We start from the raw sequence: 16445 nt of genomic DNA, 5'->3' as shown, positions 1-16445 counted from the left end.
TTGAAGCACAGAGTTGTCGTTACCGGCATGGGAATCGTAACCTCGCTCGGCAGCGACCTGGAGACGTTCTGGAACAATCTTGTCGCCGGCAAGTCCGGTGTATCGCGGATTGAATCGTTCGACGTGTCGGAATATCCGACGCAGATCGCTGCGGAGATCAAGGATTTCAACCCGGAAGACTATATCGACAGGAAAGAAGCGCGCCGCATGGACCGGTTCGTGCAATTCGCCGTTGCGGCGGGCAAGATGGCGGTGCAGGACGCGGGTCTGGAGCTCGGCGTCAACGTCGATCCCGAACGGGTCGGCGTCATTGTCGGCAGCGGCATCGGCGGGCTCGGCACCTGGGAAGAACAGCACAGCATTCTGCTTGAGAAAGGGCCGAAGCGCGTCAGCCCGTTCTTCATTCCGATGATGATCGCGAACATGGCCTCCGGCCAGATCTCGATGAGCATCGGAGCGAAGGGCCCGAACACCACGGCGGTCACCGCATGCGCGACGGGCACGCACTCGATCGGCGATTCCTTCAAGCTGATCCAGCGCGGCGACGCGGACGCGATGATCTGCGGCGGCGCGGAGGCGACGATCCGCCCGACGGGGCTGGCCGGCTTCTGCTCCATGCGCGCCATGTCGACCCGCAACGACGAGCCGGAGAAGGCGAGCCGCCCGTTCGACGCGGAACGCGACGGCTTCGTGATGGGCGAAGGCTCCGGCGTGCTCGTGCTCGAATCGCTTGAGCATGCCGTAAAGCGCGGCGCCCGCATCTATGCGGAAGTGATCGGTTACGGCATGAGCGGCGACGCGTATCATATCACCGATCCGGATCCGGACGGCGCAGCGCGGTGCATGCAGCGCGCGCTGAAGGACGCCGGCATCGAGCCGGAGGCGATCGACTACATCAACGCCCACGGCACGTCGACGCCGGTCGGCGACCGTTCGGAGACGCTTGCGATCAAGAAGGCGTTCGGCGATCACGCGTACAAGCTGGCCGTCAGCTCGACGAAATCGATGACCGGCCATCTGCTCGGCGCGGCCGGCGGCATCGAGTCGGTCATTCTGGCGCTGACGCTGAAGAACGGCGTGATCGCGCCGACGATCAATCTGGAGAACCGGGATCCCGAATGCGATCTGGACTACGTGCCGAATGCCGCGCGCAAGTCGGACGTCAAGACGGCGCTTTCGAACTCGTTCGGCTTCGGCGGCCACAACGCGACGATCGTGATGAGGAAATATGAAGCCTGACCGATTCGATCAGCTGCAGCAACAGCTCGGCATCCGGTTCAAGCGAACCGGACTGCTCAAGCAGGCATTCACCCATACGTCCTATGTGAACGAGCACAAGAGCGGCAACGCGCAGGACAACGAACGGCTCGAATTTCTGGGCGACGCCGTCATGCAGCTTCTGGTGTCCGAACATCTGTATCTGATGCATCCCCGGCGTCCGGAAGGGGAACTGACGCGGATGCGCGCGTCGATCGTCTGTGAGCCTTCGTTCGCGAAGTTCGCGGAGACGCTGGACCTGGGGCGGTACGTGCTGCTCGGACGCGGTGAAGAGCAGCTCGGCGGACGCACGCGGCCGGCGCTGCTTGCGGATCTGTTCGAGTCGTTCATCGGCGCGCTGTATCTCGATTCCGGGCTGGAAGCGGTGCGCGAGTTTTTGAAGCGGCACATCTTCCCGCTGATCGACGGCGGCGACTATCTGCCGGTGAAGGACTACAAGTCCAGGCTGCAGGAGCGCGCGCAGCATCGGGCGCTCGGACCGGTCGAATACGTCATTGACGAGGAACGCGGACCGGCGCACGACCGGGAATTCGTCGTCGGTGTACTGGTCGGCGGCGTCCGGTACGGAACCGGCGTCGGACGCACGAAGAAGGAAGCGGAGCAGCAGGCGGCGGCCGAAGCGTGCCGCTTGATCGGAAGCGGCGAGACTTGAGGCGGTCCGTCTGACCAGCGGCGGTACCCCCGGCATGCCGGCGAACGGCTTCGAACGATTCGTTCGAAGCCGTTCGCCGGTTCATGGCGTCCGCAAGCGTCGGCTTTGTTACAATTGATGCCAGAGGTGAAGGCACGGACATGTTCTTGAAACGGATCGAGCTGGCCGGATTCAAATCGTTCGCCGACCGGACGGAAATGGAATTCGTCCGCGGCATTACGGCGGTCGTCGGACCGAACGGCAGCGGGAAGAGCAACATCTCCGACGGCATCCGGTGGGTGCTCGGCGAGCAGAGCGCGAAGAGTCTTCGCGGCGGCAACATGCAGGATGTCATTTTCGCCGGCAGCGCCTCCCGGAAGCCCGTGAACTACGGCGAAGTGTCGCTGACGCTCGACAACACGAGCCGCGCGCTGCCGCTCGAATACGACGAGGTGACGGTCACCCGGCGCGTTCACCGAAGCGGCGAAAGCGAATATCTCATCAACAAGCAGGCGTGCCGGCTGAAAGACATCACCGAGCTGTTCATGGACACCGGCATCGGCAAGGAAGCCTATTCGATCATCGGTCAAGGACGGATCGAAGAAATTTTGAGCACGCGGTCGGAGGATCGGCGGGGCATTTTCGAAGAAGCGTCGGGTATTGTGAAATACAAGGCGCGCAAGCGCGAGGCGCAGAAGAAGCTCGAAGATACGGAACAGAACCTGCTCCGCATCCACGACCTCGTGTCCGAGCTGGAGGGACAGCTTGAACCGCTCCGCGAACAGTCGGAGAAAGCGCTGCGCTACAAGGATCTCCGCGAACAGTTGAAGTCGAAGGAGATCTCGCTCTACGTCCATCAGATCGAACATGTTCATGCCAACTGGAAGGAACTGGGCGAAAAGTTGGAGCGGCTGCAGCAGGAGCAGGCCGAACTGATGGCCGTCGTCAGCAAGCATGACGCGGTCCTCGAGCAGGATCGGCTCAAGCTGCGGCAGATCGAAGAAGAAATCGAGCGGCTGCATGCGGATCTGCTCCGCATCAGCGAAGAATACGAGAAATGCGAAGGCCACGGCGAAGTGCTGCGGGAACGCCGCCGCAACCTCGAACAGAACCGGAAGCAGCTCGAGGAGACGATTCACGCGCAATCGGAACGGATCGCGGCGCTGACGAAGGAAGAGGCGGATCTTCGTGCGAAGGCCGCCGCGCTCGAGGAGACACTTCGCGGGCAGCGCGAGAAGCTGGCGCAGGAGGAAGCGAAGCTGTTCGGCACAAGCGGCGAGGCCGACGCGGACGCGGAAGAAAAGCTGAAGAGCGAGTTGCTCGACGTGCTGTCCGCGATGGCTTCGCTGCGCAACGAGATCCGGTATGCGGAGCAGCAGCGGGAAGCGGCGGAGCGCCGCCTGCAGCGGCTCGGCGAGGAAGAAGCCGAGGGCGCCGGCGAGCTGGACAAGCTGGCCGCCCGGCGGGAGGAACTCTCGGCGCTCCTTCGGGACAACGAAGCGGCGCTCGAGGCGCTCCGGAAACGGCTCATCGCCGAGACCGAGCGACGGCAGGAACTGCAGCGCTCGCTGGAGGAAACGCAGACGCTGCTGCGCAGGTGGGAGCAGAAGCGGGATGCCAGCGCGTCCCGGCGCGACACGCTGAAAGAGATGCAGGACAGCCTGGACGGCTTCATGCAGGGCGTGCGCGAAGTGTTGAAAGCGGCGCGCCGCGGCGCGGGCGGCCTGGCCGGCGTGCACGGCGCGGTGGCTGAACTGATCCGCGTGCCGGAGAAGCTGGAGGTCGCGGTGGAAACGGCGCTCGGCGGAGCGCTGCAGCATATCGTCATGGATGACGAGCGGTCGGCCCGCCAGGCGATCGCCTACCTCAAGCAGCGCCAGCTCGGCCGGGCGACGTTCCTGCCGCTCGACGTCATCCGCGGGCGAAGCGTGCCGGAGCAGGACCGGCGCGCCGCGGAATCGGTCGAGGGCTACGTCGGGATCGCGTCGGAACTCGTCGAATGCGATGCCCGCTATGCGCAGATTGCGGCGAACCTGCTCGGCAACGTCCTGATCGCGGAGACGCTGGAGCAGGCGAACAAGATCGCCGCACGCTGCGGCTACCGGTTCCGGGTCGTCACGCTCGAGGGCGACATCGTGAACGCCGGCGGTTCGATGACGGGCGGCAGCCTGCAGAAGCGGGGCGGCAGCCTGCTCGGCCGCCAGCGGCAGATCGAAGCATTGAACGAGGAAATCCGCGAAGCGGAGACGCAGCTCGGGCAGCTCCGCGACAAACTTGACGATCTGCGCAAGGAACTGTCCATTTGCTCCCAGAACATCGAGGATGCGCGCGGACAGTCCGAGACGCGCCGGATCGAGGAGCAGCAGCTCCGCTCGGCGCTTCAGCAGGTCGAGCAGGATGAGCAGCGGCTCAAGGAGCAGCTCAAGCTGAAAACCGACGACCGCGGCAGCCAGCTCAAGGAGCTGGAAGCGTTGGATGCGGCCAAGGCGGCGGCCGAAGCGAAGCTCGCGGAGATGGTGGCCGAAGAAGCGCGTCTGCAGCAGGCGATCCGCGATGCGGAAGAGCGCCGCCGGGCGAACGAGTCCGCGCGGGAAGAGCTGCAGGGACAGCTCACCGAGCTGAAGGTTGCCGTCGCGAAGACGGAACAGGAGAAGCAGTCGCTCGCCGAGCAGACGGCGCGGCTCCGCGGCGAGATCGCGCGCGGCAAGCAGGAGCTGGCCGCGCTGCGCGAGACGGCGTCGCTGCAGGCGGACGAGCTGCAGCGGCTGGAAGAAGAAACGGTCAAGCAGACGGAGACGCTGAACGAACTGCGGCTGCAGAAAGAGCGCTGCGCGGAATCGATCGATCTGAAGCGCGCGGAGCGGGCCGAGAAAATGCGCGTCCTCGAAGAAGGGGAAAGCGAGACGAAGGAGCAGCGCACGCAGCTCCGGCAGGTGGAAGAGCAGGTGCGGCAGACCGAGATTGCCGCAAACCGGCTTGACGTCGAGCTCGACAACCTGCTGCGCTCGCTCAGCGAAGAATACGAGCTCGGGTTCGAGCTCGCGAAGGAACGGTATCCGGTGCCGGAAGATCCGGCCGCCGCGCAGCAGGAGGTCCGCGAACTGAAGCGGCAGATCTCGCTGCTCGGAGAAGTGAACCTCGGCGCCATCGAAGAGTACGAGCGGGTGAAAGAACGGTACGAGTTTCTCAGCGCGCAGAAGGACGACCTTATCGAGGCGAAATCGGCGCTCTACCAGGTCATCCGCGAGATGGACGAAGAGATGGGCCGGCGCTTCCGCACGACGTTCGAGGCGATCCGCGGCCATTTCGGCATCGTGTTCAACCGGCTGTTCGGCGGCGGACGGGCGGATCTCGTCCTGCTCGATCCGGACAATCTGCTGGAAACGGGCATCGACATCGTCGCGCAGCCGCCGGGCAAGAAACTGCAGAACCTGCAGCTGCTCTCGGGCGGCGAGCGCGCGCTGACGGCGATGGCGCTGCTGTTCGCGATTCTGCACGTCAAGCCGGTGCCGTTCTGCGTGCTCGACGAAGTCGAAGCGGCGCTGGACGAAGCGAACGTGACGCGGTTCGCGCAATATCTTCGTGAATTCTCCGAGCAGACGCAGTTCATCGTTGTCACGCACCGGAAAGGGACGATGGAAGAAGCGGACGTGCTGTACGGGGTGACGATGGAGCAGGACGGCGTGTCCAAGCTCGTCTCGGTGCGGCTGGAGAACGGCGAGCCGGTATCGGCGTGATCCGGGCATTTGCCGGAACCGCGGCCGGGCCGTCCGGTCCGGGTGAAATGGAAAGGTGGTAAAACGGTGAGCTTTTTCAAGAAATTGCGCGAGAGCATCTCGGCGAAGGCCGAAGCGGTGACGAACAAGTTCCGGGAAGGGCTCGGGAAGACCGCTTCCGCCATCGCGGGCAAAGTGGAAGAACTGGTGCTCCGGCGCAAGAAAATCGACGAAGCGTTCTATGAAGAACTGGAAGAAATTCTGATCGGCGCCGACGTCGGCGTGACGACCGTCATGCGGCTGACCGACGAGCTCCGCGAGGAAGTGCGGAAGCGGAAAATCGAGGATGCGTCCGATCTGCAGCCGATCCTGTCCGAGAAGCTGGTCGCCCTGCTGCGCGAGGGCGCGGACGAGGGCCTCAGAATGGCCGAGTCGGGCACAACCGTCATCCTGTTCGTCGGCGTGAACGGCGTCGGCAAGACGACGACGATCGGCAAGCTGGCGCACCGCTTCAAGAGCGAGGGGAAATCGGTCCTCATGGCGGCGGGCGATACGTTCCGTGCCGGGGCGATCGACCAGCTCGAGGAGTGGGGCCGGCGCGTCGGCGTCGAAGTGGTGAAGCAGCAGCCCGGAGCCGATCCCGCCGCCGTCATGTACGACGCGATCCGCGCCGCGAAGCAGCGCGGCGTCGACGTGCTCTTGTGCGACACGGCGGGCCGTCTGCAGAACAAGACGAATTTGATGGAAGAGCTGAACAAAATCTATCGCGTCATCCAGCGGGAGATGCCGGGCGCGCCGCACGAGGTGCTGCTCGTGCTCGACGCGACGACGGGACAGAACGCGCTCAGCCAGGCGAAATTGTTCGGCGAGAAAAGCGGCGTCACGGGCATCGTGCTCACGAAGCTGGACAGCACGGCCAAGGGCGGCATCGTCGTCGCGATCCGCAGCGAGCTCAAATTGCCGGTGAAGCTCGTCGGCCTCGGCGAGAAAATGGACGATCTGCAGGAGTTCGACGCGGAGCAGTTCGTCCATGCGCTGTTCGCCGGCGCGATCGACAAGGAAGCCGAAGCCGGAAGCGCGGGTTGAGCGGCCTCGGCGGCCAACGCCCCGAAACAGACGCAGGGACTTCGGATATTTCAGCGAAAATCGCAAAAATTCGTTTATCGAGCAAATAGAGGAATTGATTTCCTCTATTTTTGCATTTGCCGCAGTTTCGGTGCGGCAAAGTGCGGTTGCTTTCCGGCATTTCACCTGACAAGGTGATCGGCTTGACACGCCGGGCGCCTTGAGGTATGATGAGGAAGTTGGTCAAGGTGTAAAGTTTTTTTCCTTGAAAGACAGGATTGGCGCCCGCCCGGGAGGACGGCGCCTGCCGTTTGCCGGAAAGGAGGGGCTGACTTCGGCAATGCGCGAGTCGGAAGCCCTCGAGAAGACGAACCGGATCAATATGTTGTTCGACTTTTACGAACCGCTGCTGACCGACAAGCAGCGGATGTTTCTGAAATATTACTTTCACGACGATTACTCGCTGGGCGAGATCGCGTCGGAATTCAGCATCAGCCGGCAGGCCGTCTACGAGCATATCAAGCGGGCGGAAGAGATGCTGGAAAACTATGAAGGACGGCTCGGGCTGCTCGCCCGCCATGAACGGCTGACGTCGCTGCTCGAGGAGCTTGAGCGGGCGGTGGCGGCACTGCCGGAAGGGGCGGGCGCGGAAGCCGTTCGGACGGCGTTGGCCAGACTTCGTCTGGCCGTCGAGAACGGCTGAGGATTCATACGGCAGGGGGCGAAGCGGATGGCCGCATTCGAAAGTTTGACAAGCCGGCTGCAGAGCGTGTTCGGGAAGCTGCGGGGCAAAGGCAAGGTAACCGAAGATGACGTGAACGAAGCGATGCGCGAAGTCCGGCTGGCGCTGCTGGAAGCCGACGTCAACTTTAAGGTGGTCAAAGATTTCATCGCCAGGGTGAAGGAGCGCGCGATCGGCCAGGAAGTGGTCAAAAGCTTCACGCCCGGCATGGTCATCATCGATATCGTCAACAAGGAATTGACCGAACTGATGGGCGGCACCCAGGCCAAGCTGGCCAAGGCCGCCAAACCGCCGACCGTCATCATGATGGCGGGGCTGCAGGGCGCCGGCAAGACGACGGCCAGCGCGAAGCTGGCGCTGATGCTGCAGAAGGGCGGGCACAAGCCGCTGCTCGCGGCGTGCGACATTTACCGTCCGGCGGCGATCAAGCAGCTGCAGGTGCTGGGCGGTCAGATCGGCGTGCCGGTGTTCTCGCTCGGCGACAAGGTGAATCCGGTGGACATCGCGCGGCAGGCGCTGCAACATGCGAAGGATGAAGGCCGCGATTATCTGATCATCGACACGGCCGGCCGGCTTCATATCGATGAAGCGCTCATGGAGGAGCTGCGGCAGATCCATGAGGGCGTGAAGCCGGATGAAGTGCTGCTCGTCGTCGACGCGATGATCGGGCAGGAAGCGGTCAACGTCGCGCAAAGCTTCCACGAACAGCTCGAGCTGACGGGCATCGTGCTGACGAAGCTCGACGGCGACACGCGCGGCGGCGCGGCGATCTCGGTCAAGGCCGTCACCGGCTGTCCGATCAAGTTCGTCGGCATGGGCGAGAAGATCGAGCCGCTCGAGCCGTTCCATCCGGACCGGATGGCGTCCCGCATTCTCGGCATGGGCGACATGCTGTCCCTCATCGAGAAGGCGCAGGCGGCGATCGACGCCGAGAAGGCGGCCGAGATGGAGCGCAAAATGCGCGCCGCCGAGTTCACGTTCGAGGATTTCCTCGAACAGATGGCGCAAGTTCGCAAGCTTGGTCCGCTCGACCAATTGCTGGAAATGCTGCCCGGCATGGGCAAGCTGAAGCAGCTGAAAGACATCCAGATCGACGAGCGACAGCTCGCCCGCGTCGAAGCGATCGTGAAGTCGATGACGACCGAGGAGAAGCGCAATCCGGAGATTCTGAACCACAGCCGCCGGAAGCGCATTGCGGCGGGCAGCGGCACCACGGTCGCGGATGTGAACCGGCTGATCAAGCAGTTCGACGACATGCGCCGCATGATGAAGCAGTTCTCGACGATGATGGGCCCGAAAGGCCCGAAGGGCGGAAAAGGCCCGAAAGGCTTGAAAGGCATGAAGGGCATGCTCGGCCGGGGGCCGCGTTTCCCCTTCGGCTGATCCTGTGACCCGAGCTTTTGAAGGAGGTGAATTCGCATGGCAGTCCGCATTCGTCTGAAGCGCATGGGTGCGCACAAGAAACCGTTCTACCGCGTTGTCGTTTCCGACTCCCGTTCGCCGCGCGACGGTCGTTTCATCGAAGAGATCGGCACGTACAACCCGGTTGCCCAACCGGCTCAACTGAACATCGACGAAGAGAAAGCGCTGAAATGGCTGCAAAACGGCGCGCAAGCGTCCGATACGGCGCGCAGCCTGCTCAGCAAAGCCGGCGTTCTGAAGAAGTTCCATGAACTGAAGCAAGGCAAGTAAGCCCAGCCTTCTCGGGAGGAGGCCGACGATGAAAGAATTGATTCAGGTGATCGCCAAGTCGCTGACGGACCATCCGGACGATGTGCGGGTCACGGTCCGTGAAGAAGACCGCGGCACGGTATATACCTTGTCCGTCCATCCCGACGACATCGGGAAAGTGATCGGAAAGCAGGGCCGAATCGCGAAGGCCATCCGAACGGTCGTCTCGTCGGCCTCCGCAAGGGACAAACGCCGCGTCATTGTGGATATTGAATCTTGATTTCAGGTTCGGCTCGTCTGATGCCGGATCGGTCAGGGGCCGGGACGCATGAGTCCCGGCCCCTGCACGCGATCGGCCGAGGATCGGACGGGCCGGCCGTGCGAAAGGAGCGGCCCCACGCGTGTCAGACAAGTGGCTCAAGGTCGGCAGGCTGGTGAACACCCACGGCATCCGGGGAGAGGTCAAGGTGCTGCCGTCGACCGATTTTCCCGGCGAGCGCTTCGCTCCCGGCAGCCGCCTGACGCTGCATGCCCCCGACTCGTCCGCTGCCGTGGAAGTCGAAGTCGCATCGGCGCGGGAGCATAAAGGGCTGTACATCGTAAAGTTCAAACAGTACGACAACATTAACCAGGTGCTCCCGTACAAAGGGTGGACGATCAAAGTTCCGGCTTCGCAGCGCGTTCCGCTCGCGGAAGGAGAATACTATTTCCACGACATCATCGGCTGCACGGTCGTGACGGAGGAAGGCGAGGAGCTCGGCCGGATCAGCGAGATCCTCCGTCCCGGGGCGAACGATGTCTGGGTCGTCGAACGTCCGAAGGGCCGCCCGGTGCTCATCCCGTACATCGCCGATGTGGTGCTGGATGTCGATGTTGAGGCAAAACGGGTGACGATCCACCTGATGGAAGGGCTGATCTGACCGATGCGGATCGATGTGCTCACCCTGTTTCCCGAAATGTTCGAGGGCGTGTTCGGCGCGAGCATTATCGGCAAAGCCCGGGAGAAGGGGATCGTCGAGCTGAACACCGTCAATTTCCGCGATTATGCGAACAACAAGCACAACACGGTGGACGATTACCCGTACGGCGGAGGGAGCGGCATGGTGCTCAAGCCCGAGCCGATTTTCGCCGCGGTCGAGGATCTGATCCGGCCGGACGAGCCGCGTCCCCGCATCATCCTGATGTGTCCCCAGGGCGAGACCTTCACGCAGCGCAAGGCGGAAGAACTCGCGGCCGAGCGGCGCCTCGTGTTCATCTGCGGACATTACGAAGGATACGATGAGCGCATCCGCGAACATCTCGTGACGGACGAGCTGTCGATCGGCGATTACGTGCTGACCGGCGGCGAGCTTCCCGCGATGGTCGTCATCGACGCGGTTGTGCGGCTCTTGCCCGGCGTGCTCGGCAACGAGTCATCCGCCTGGGCGGACTCGTTCCAGGCCGGTCTGCTCGAATATCCGCAATATACCCGGCCGGCGTCGTTCCGCGGCTGGGATGTGCCGGAGGTGCTGCTCTCCGGCCATCACGGACGGATCGAGGAGTGGCGGCGCAGGCAGTCGCTGCTGCGCACGCTGAGACGGCGGCCGGATCTGCTCGAACAGGCCGATCTTACGCCGGAGGAGCAGCGCTTCATCGAGGAAGAGCGGCGCCGCATGGCGTCCGAATCCTTGAGCGGCCGGGAGACGGAGCGGGACCGGGGTCAGTGAAAAATGGTTGTATTTGCAGCCGCGCTGTGGTAAAATTTCAAATGTTGTTTGCGATATCAGGACGGTCCGCTGTCAGCGCAGACCCGGCACGGGAAGATGCCGGCGAGCTTGCATGAACGTCCTTGGGGAAGGAGGTACGTCCGATGAATCTCGTACAAGCGATTACGCAAGAACAGCTCCGCAAGGATATTCCGGACTTCCGCCCGGGCGACACCCTGAAGGTGTACGTCAAGGTTATCGAAGGTTCGCGCGAGCGGGTTCAGCTGTTCGAAGGCGTGGTCATCAAGCGCCGGGGCGGCGGAATCAGCGAAACGTTCACGGTCCGCAAGATTTCGTACGGGGTCGGCGTCGAAAGAACGTTCCCGCTGCACACTCCGAGGATCGAGAAGATCGAAGTAGTGCGCCGCGGCAAAGTGCGCCGTGCCAAGTTGTACTATCTGCGCGAGCTGCGCGGCAAGGCAGCGAGAATCAAAGAACGCTAAGCATGATGAAACGGAGGGGGCTTGCTTTCGACAAGTCCCTTTTGCTTTAGGAAGATAAGCTTGTGACGGACATTTCAAGGCGCCGAAAGGTGGTGGGCGGATGGACCGAACCGAAACGCATGACGCCGAATTGCCGAAGGCTGAACAGACGGGAAGCGGGCAGCCGGATCGCGGGCAGGATCAAGCGGAGCCGCGGGAGGGAAGCCGGTTGTACAAGGAAATCGTGGAGTGGATCAAGGCGCTCGCGATTGCCGGGCTCCTGGTCTTTGTCATCCGCTGGTTTCTTTTCGCGCCGTTCATCGTGGACGGTCCGTCGATGCAGCCGAACTTTGAAACCGGCGAGCGGTTGATCGTGAACAAGATTCTGTATGATTTTCGGGAGCCGAAGCGCGGCGAGGTCGTCGTGTTCCACGTGCCGGAAGAGAACCGCGATTTCATCAAGCGGGTCATCGGCGTGCCCGGCGACAGCGTGCGGCTTGAAGGCGATGATCTGTACATAAACGGCGTCAAGTTCGAGGAGCCTTATATACGTGAAGCGATCGAGCGGGCGCGGGCCGCGGGCGAGCCGGCGTTCAACCTGGGAGACGATTTCCCGAATGCGATCGTTCAGGAAAGCACCGTGCCGGAAGGGATGATTCTCGCATTCGGCGACAACCGGCGCAACAGCAAGGACAGCCGGATGATCGGATTCGTTCCGCTCGAGAACGTGATCGGCAGGGCCGATTTCATCTTCTGGCCGATCGGCAAGGTCGGGTTTATCAACCATTCGGCTCCGGTTCCGGCTGCGGAGTGAAGCGGCGGTCTGCATGCGCGCCGCTTTCTTCCGACAGCGCTGAAAGAGTGGGGGCAGCATGACGATCCAATGGTTTCCGGGCCATATGACCCGGGCAAGAAGGCAGATTCAGGAAAAACTGAAGCAGATTGACGCGGTGATCGAACTGCTCGACGCGCGGGTGCCGCATTCGAGCCGCAATCCGATGATCGACGAGATTCTGCGCGGCAAACCGCGCCTTGTCCTGCTGAACAAGGCCGATCTGGCGGACCAGCGGGCGACGGACAGATGGATCGCCGCGTTTCGCGAAGACGGGCTGGACAGCCTTGCCGTGGACGCCGCCGGCGGACAGGGCATCAAGGAAATCTCCGCGCGGGTGAAGAAGCTGGTCGCGCCGCAATGGGAGCGCATGGCGGCGCGGGGCGTCGTCAAGCCCCGGGCGGTGCGCGTGCTGATCGTCGGCATTCCGAATGTCGGCAAGTCGACGCTGATCAACCGGCTGGCCGGCCGCAGCGTCGCCGCGACCGGCGACCGCCCCGGCGTCACCAAAGGCCAGCAATGGATCAAGGTCGGCGGAGAAATGGAACTGCTCGACACGCCGGGCATTCTGTGGCCGAAGTTCGACGACCAGACGGTCGGCATGCGGCTGGCGGTCATCGGCTCGATCCGGGAAGAGATTTTGAACCTGGAGGAAATCGCGTTCTTCGCCGTGAAGACGCTGGCCGGGAAGTATTGGGACGCGTTCGTTGAGCGTTTCGGACTCGAAGGCGGTCCGCCGGAAGATCCGGACGATCCTAGACAGATCGTCGATGTGCTGGAGCGGATCGGCCGGAAGCGCGGCTGCCTTGTCAGCGGCGGACGCGTCGATCTGGAGAAGGCGTCCGGCGTGCTGCTGCGCGATCTGCGTTCGGGCAAGCTCGGCCGGATCACGCTGGAGGAACCGGAAGAGTTCCGGTGATCGGCTTCGGGCGCTGCCGGTTGACGGGGATCGGGTTCGGCAGCGGCTCCGGGGGAGGAGAGACGCATCATGGAAAGTACGGATATGCTGGCGCAGGAACGGGAGCTGGCGCAGCGGGGATTCCGGGCGATCGCCGGCGTCGATGAGGTCGGCCGCGGCTGCCTGTTCGGCGACGTGGTCGCGGCCGCCGTCATTCTGCCGCCGGATCTGCATCTGCCGGATGTGAACGACTCGAAGAAGCTCACCGCGAAGCAGCGCGAGCGATGCTACGAAGCGATCATCAAGCAGGCGGTGGCCTGGTCGGTCTCCCGCGTCGGCCCGGAGGAGATTGACCGGATCAACATCCGGCAGGCGTCCCGGCTCGCGATGAAGCTGGCGGTGGAAGCGTTGAGCGTGAAGCCGGACCATTTGCTGATCGATGCCGAGACGATCGATCTGGATGTGCCGCAGCTCGCCGTCGTCCATGGCGACGCGCGCTGCCAGTCCATCGCCGCCGCGTCAATCGTCGCCAAGGTGACGCGCGACCGGCTGTGCACGGACGAATGGGACCGCATGTATCCGGAATACGGCATCGCCATACATAAAGGTTACGCGACGAAGCTGCACCGCGAACGGCTGCTGGAGTTCGGACCGAGCCCGATGCACCGGCGTTCGTTCCTCGGCAAGCTGCTGGACGAGCAGTTGACGTTGTTCTGATCGCAAACCGCCTGCGGACGGGCGAAAGCCGCCTGCGGGCGGTTTTTTTATTCTTCAGCCCGAAGCGGGTTCAGCCGATATAGAAACCATAAGGATGAAGGGGGATGCTGACGATGTTGGTGAGCCAATTGATGCGCGGCATGCTCGGCGAGCCGCAGCCGGACCAGGCGAAGGCGCTGGAACTGCGGATCGGCCAGGTCGTGCGCGGCGTCGTGCTGCAGCTGCTGGACGGGCAGGAAGCGCTCGTGTCGCTCGCCGGCGTCCAGGTGCGCGCGCGTCTGGAAACGCCGCTGGCTCCCGGGCAGTCCGCAATGCTGCAGGTGATGCCCGAATCGTCAGCCGGCACGATCGTGCTCCGGCAGGCCGACGCCGGCAACGCGCAGTCTTCGGAGGCGACGCTGCGCGAACTGATGCGGACGCTCGGCCTGCCGGACAAGCGGTGGGCCGCGGAACTGGCGCTCGACCTTCGCCGCGGCGGCTATCCGGTCACCCGCGAGACGGGGGAGGCGCTGAAGCAGGTTGCGGCCGCCCGTCCGGCGGATGTGCCGGAAGCGGAATGGATGCAGGCGGCGGCGACGGCGTGGAAGCGCGGTCTTCCCGTGACGGAGAGCACGGTCGCCGCGCTGCGGCAGGCGATGTTCGGCAAGCCGCTGGGCGAACTGCTGGCATCGCTGCGCGGGCAGCTGGCGGCATTCGCCCTGCAGGGATCGGCCGCGGGCGGCGCGGCCGGACCCGACACCGCCGGGACGCTGCCCGCGTTGGCGGCGCGCGTGCTCGCGCTGCTTGCCGAAGGCGAGGCGCTGCTCGCCGGCCCGGCCGCCCGTGCGGGCGGGCCGGCCAATCCGGCAGGCGCGGCGCCGGCCGGCGGGGCGACGGGTTCGCCCGCCGCGCCGGGCGCTGCGGGAGCGGGCGCGTCCGTGCCGGCCGGACAAGCTCAGGCCGGACAGGTTCCTGCCGGCCAGATGCCGCCCGGTCCGGCACCGCAGGGAGGCGGTGCGCCCGGCGGCGTTCCGGCGGGAGCGGGCGCCGCTTCCGGGGCGGGGCAGCCCCCGGCTGCGTCGGGATCCGCCGGTCCCGCCGCAGGGGGCGCGCGGCAGGCGTCCGCCCGGGCCGTGGACGCGCAGCCGCAAGGCGCAGCCGCAGGCGGCGCCCAGACCGCAGGGGGCGCCGGGCAGACGCAGCAAGCGGCCGCACCGCAGAGCGGCAACTGGATTCACGGCCTGCTGAAATGGCTCGGCGTCGATTACGAGAAGCAGCTGTCGCAGCTGACCGGCGCGCGCGGTGAAGCCGCCGGCGGGCGGCAGGATGCGGCGCCGCGGACGGCAGGAGATGCGCCATCCGGCGCAGCGGCAGCCGGCCGGGACGCGGCGGCCGGGCCCGGACCGGGCGCCGGCCTGACGGGCACGGCGGAGCGGATGGCGCCGCAGATCGGGCGGGGCGTCGTCCCATTCCTGCCGCACACCGCCGAGCAGCAGCCCGCCCCGGCCGGCGGCGCGGGCGAGACGCTGAAGCAGGCGCTGCTGTCGCTTGCGGCGGCCGACGATGCGCCGGCCGCGCTGCGCGAAACCGCGCAGCAGCTCGTGCAGCAGATCACCGGCCAGCAGCTGCTGCTTGCGCCGGAGAAGAACGGCGCGCTGTTCTCCCATATGACGCTGTTCATTCCGTTCCAGGGGGAAGACGGCGGCACGACGGCCCAGATCACGATCCAGTCGCGGCGCGGGCGGAAAGGGGAGCTCGATCCCGACAACTGCCGGCTGCTGTTCGACCTCAGGATGAAGCATCTCGGCGACACGGTCGTCGACGTGCAGGTGGTGGACCGGTTTGTCAGCCTGAACCTGTGGAACGACCATCCGGCCGTGAGCCGGCTGGTGGAATCGGCGCGGGATGAGGCGGCGGAGGCGCTGCGCCGGGCCGGATATCAGCTTTCGTCGATGCGCGTGAAGCCGTTTCCGGACACGGCAAGCCGGAACGCCGCGAAGGAATCCGCCGCGGCTGCGCCCCTCCCGACCCCGGCGGTTTACGCCGGCAAGCCGTACAGAGGGGTGGACTACCGCGCATGAAGAAGCCTGACCATCCGCCGCAGCCGCTGCGCAAAGCGGTGGCGCTGAAATACAATCCGGCCGAACATTCGGCTCCCGTCGTGGCCGCCAAGGGGCAGGGACATGTCGCGGAGCGCATTCTGGAACTGGCGCGCGAACACGGCGTTCCGGTTCAGGAAGAACCTTCGCTCATTGAAGTGTTGTCCAAGCTCGACATCGACCAGGAGATTCCTCCCGAACTCTATGCGCTTGTCGCGGAAGTGCTCAGCTTCGTCTACCGGGCCGACCGCAGGATGAAGGAATGGGAAACCGCGCATGGATAAGCGGAGAGCGACCGGAAGGCGCGGAGAGGAAGCGGCCGCCCGCTATCTTGCGGCGAAGGGCTATCGCCTTCTGCACCGCAACTGGCGGTGCCGGCTGGGCGAACTGGACATTGTGGCGGAGGACGAGGGGACGGTTGTCATTGTCGAAGTCCGGACGCGCGCGGCGCACGGCCGGTTCGGCACGCCCGCCGAATCGGTCGATATTCGCAAGCAGCGCAAACTGGCCGCGGTCGCCCAGGTATATCTGGCGCAGACGGGACGGCAGCACGCGCAGGTCCGGTTCGACGTCATCGCCTGCACGGTCGGATCAGACGGGGAAATGGACATCGAACATATTCCGGGCGCCATGTAGCCGCCGGTCCGAAC

17 protein-coding genes are annotated in these 16445 nt (G+C 64.5%); all 17 read left to right on the top strand.

Annotated elements, in window-relative coordinates; genetic code table 11:
• Positions 1-1239 (top strand): beta-ketoacyl-ACP synthase II, encoded by a 1239-nt coding sequence (gene fabF, locus THECO_RS10410; protein ID WP_015255002.1) that lies wholly within the window; start codon positions 1-3, stop codon positions 1237-1239.
• A complete protein-coding gene (gene rnc / locus THECO_RS10405; protein WP_015255001.1) occupies positions 1229-1930 on the top strand; it encodes a ribonuclease III in 702 nt (233 codons plus the stop codon). Before fabF ends, rnc begins: the two co-directional genes overlap by 11 nt.
• A 140-nt stretch (positions 1931-2070) precedes the next feature.
• Complete coding sequence (gene smc, locus THECO_RS10400) at positions 2071-5646, top strand: chromosome segregation protein SMC (protein ID WP_015255000.1); 3576 nt, start codon at positions 2071-2073, stop codon at positions 5644-5646.
• 66 nt (positions 5647-5712) lie between these two features.
• Positions 5713-6711, top strand: coding sequence for a signal recognition particle-docking protein FtsY (gene ftsY / locus THECO_RS10395; RefSeq protein WP_015254999.1), 999 nt, complete (start codon positions 5713-5715; stop codon positions 6709-6711).
• 319 nt (positions 6712-7030) lie between these two features.
• On the top strand, positions 7031-7393 hold the full coding sequence (locus tag THECO_RS10390) for a putative DNA-binding protein (protein ID WP_015254998.1): 363 nt from the start codon (positions 7031-7033) through the stop codon (positions 7391-7393).
• A 27-nt stretch (positions 7394-7420) separates the two neighbouring features.
• Positions 7421-8815 carry a signal recognition particle protein gene (ffh, locus tag THECO_RS10385; RefSeq protein WP_015254997.1) on the top strand — a complete coding sequence of 465 codons (1395 nt, stop codon included), beginning with the start codon at positions 7421-7423 and terminating at the stop codon, positions 8813-8815.
• Positions 8816-8851: 36 nt separating this feature from the next.
• On the top strand, positions 8852-9124 hold the full coding sequence (gene rpsP / locus THECO_RS10380) for a 30S ribosomal protein S16 (RefSeq protein ID WP_015254996.1): 273 nt from the start codon (positions 8852-8854) through the stop codon (positions 9122-9124).
• A 28-nt stretch (positions 9125-9152) separates the two neighbouring features.
• Complete coding sequence (locus THECO_RS10375) at positions 9153-9383, top strand: KH domain-containing protein (protein WP_015254995.1); 231 nt, start codon at positions 9153-9155, stop codon at positions 9381-9383.
• Between the two features lie 121 nt (positions 9384-9504).
• On the top strand, positions 9505-10023 hold the full coding sequence (gene rimM, locus THECO_RS10370; RefSeq protein ID WP_015254994.1) for a ribosome maturation factor RimM: 519 nt from the start codon (positions 9505-9507) through the stop codon (positions 10021-10023).
• Between the two features lie 3 nt (positions 10024-10026).
• Positions 10027-10809 (top strand): tRNA (guanosine(37)-N1)-methyltransferase TrmD, encoded by a 783-nt coding sequence (trmD, locus tag THECO_RS10365; RefSeq protein WP_015254993.1) that lies wholly within the window; start codon positions 10027-10029, stop codon positions 10807-10809.
• 143 nt (positions 10810-10952) lie between these two features.
• Positions 10953-11291, top strand: a complete 339-nt coding sequence (gene rplS / locus THECO_RS10360; RefSeq protein ID WP_015254992.1) for a 50S ribosomal protein L19 — start codon at positions 10953-10955, stop codon at positions 11289-11291.
• A 100-nt stretch (positions 11292-11391) separates the two neighbouring features.
• The gene (gene lepB, locus THECO_RS10355) at positions 11392-12084 is read left to right on the top strand and encodes a signal peptidase I (RefSeq protein ID WP_015254991.1); all 693 of its coding nucleotides are present in this window, start codon (positions 11392-11394) and stop codon (positions 12082-12084) included.
• 58 nt (positions 12085-12142) lie between these two features.
• A complete protein-coding gene (gene ylqF, locus THECO_RS10350) occupies positions 12143-13021 on the top strand; it encodes a ribosome biogenesis GTPase YlqF (RefSeq protein WP_015254990.1) in 879 nt (292 codons plus the stop codon).
• A gap of 69 nt (positions 13022-13090) precedes the next feature.
• Entirely contained in the window at positions 13091-13717 is a 627-nt protein-coding gene (locus tag THECO_RS10345) for a ribonuclease HII (RefSeq protein WP_015254989.1), read from the top strand.
• A 104-nt stretch (positions 13718-13821) separates the two neighbouring features.
• Positions 13822-15777 carry a flagellar hook-length control protein FliK gene (locus tag THECO_RS22515; protein WP_052835879.1) on the top strand — a complete coding sequence of 652 codons (1956 nt, stop codon included), beginning with the start codon at positions 13822-13824 and terminating at the stop codon, positions 15775-15777.
• Positions 15774-16079, top strand: coding sequence for an EscU/YscU/HrcU family type III secretion system export apparatus switch protein (locus tag THECO_RS10335; RefSeq protein WP_015254987.1), 306 nt, complete (start codon positions 15774-15776; stop codon positions 16077-16079). The genes THECO_RS22515 and THECO_RS10335 overlap by 4 nt, the downstream gene beginning before the upstream one ends.
• Positions 16072-16431, top strand: coding sequence for a YraN family protein (locus tag THECO_RS10330; RefSeq protein ID WP_015254986.1), 360 nt, complete (start codon positions 16072-16074; stop codon positions 16429-16431). The genes THECO_RS10335 and THECO_RS10330 overlap by 8 nt, the downstream gene beginning before the upstream one ends.
• Positions 16432-16445 lie beyond the last annotated feature (14 nt).

The organism is Thermobacillus composti KWC4 (assembly GCF_000227705.2).
In the GTDB taxonomy this organism is placed as follows: domain Bacteria; phylum Bacillota; class Bacilli; order Paenibacillales; family Paenibacillaceae; genus Thermobacillus; species Thermobacillus xylanilyticus.
Note: the sequence above shows the minus strand (reverse complement) of the source record. Positions and strands in the feature narration are given on the sequence as shown.

Coding starts and splice junctions, on each gene's coding strand:
- rnc (WP_015255001.1), top strand. CDS start 1,229: ATGAAGCCTGACCGATTCGATCAGCTGCAGCAACAGCTCGGCATCCGG.
- smc (WP_015255000.1), top strand. CDS start 2,071: ATGTTCTTGAAACGGATCGAGCTGGCCGGATTCAAATCGTTCGCCGAC.
- THECO_RS10390 (WP_015254998.1), top strand. CDS start 7,031: ATGCGCGAGTCGGAAGCCCTCGAGAAGACGAACCGGATCAATATGTTG.
- ffh (WP_015254997.1), top strand. CDS start 7,421: ATGGCCGCATTCGAAAGTTTGACAAGCCGGCTGCAGAGCGTGTTCGGG.
- rpsP (WP_015254996.1), top strand. CDS start 8,852: ATGGCAGTCCGCATTCGTCTGAAGCGCATGGGTGCGCACAAGAAACCG.
- THECO_RS10375 (WP_015254995.1), top strand. CDS start 9,153: ATGAAAGAATTGATTCAGGTGATCGCCAAGTCGCTGACGGACCATCCG.
- trmD (WP_015254993.1), top strand. CDS start 10,027: ATGCGGATCGATGTGCTCACCCTGTTTCCCGAAATGTTCGAGGGCGTG.
- rplS (WP_015254992.1), top strand. CDS start 10,953: ATGAATCTCGTACAAGCGATTACGCAAGAACAGCTCCGCAAGGATATT.
- lepB (WP_015254991.1), top strand. CDS start 11,392: ATGGACCGAACCGAAACGCATGACGCCGAATTGCCGAAGGCTGAACAG.
- ylqF (WP_015254990.1), top strand. CDS start 12,143: ATGACGATCCAATGGTTTCCGGGCCATATGACCCGGGCAAGAAGGCAG.
- THECO_RS10345 (WP_015254989.1), top strand. CDS start 13,091: ATGGAAAGTACGGATATGCTGGCGCAGGAACGGGAGCTGGCGCAGCGG.
- THECO_RS22515 (WP_052835879.1), top strand. CDS start 13,822: ATGCTGACGATGTTGGTGAGCCAATTGATGCGCGGCATGCTCGGCGAG.
- THECO_RS10335 (WP_015254987.1), top strand. CDS start 15,774: ATGAAGAAGCCTGACCATCCGCCGCAGCCGCTGCGCAAAGCGGTGGCG.
- THECO_RS10330 (WP_015254986.1), top strand. CDS start 16,072: ATGGATAAGCGGAGAGCGACCGGAAGGCGCGGAGAGGAAGCGGCCGCC.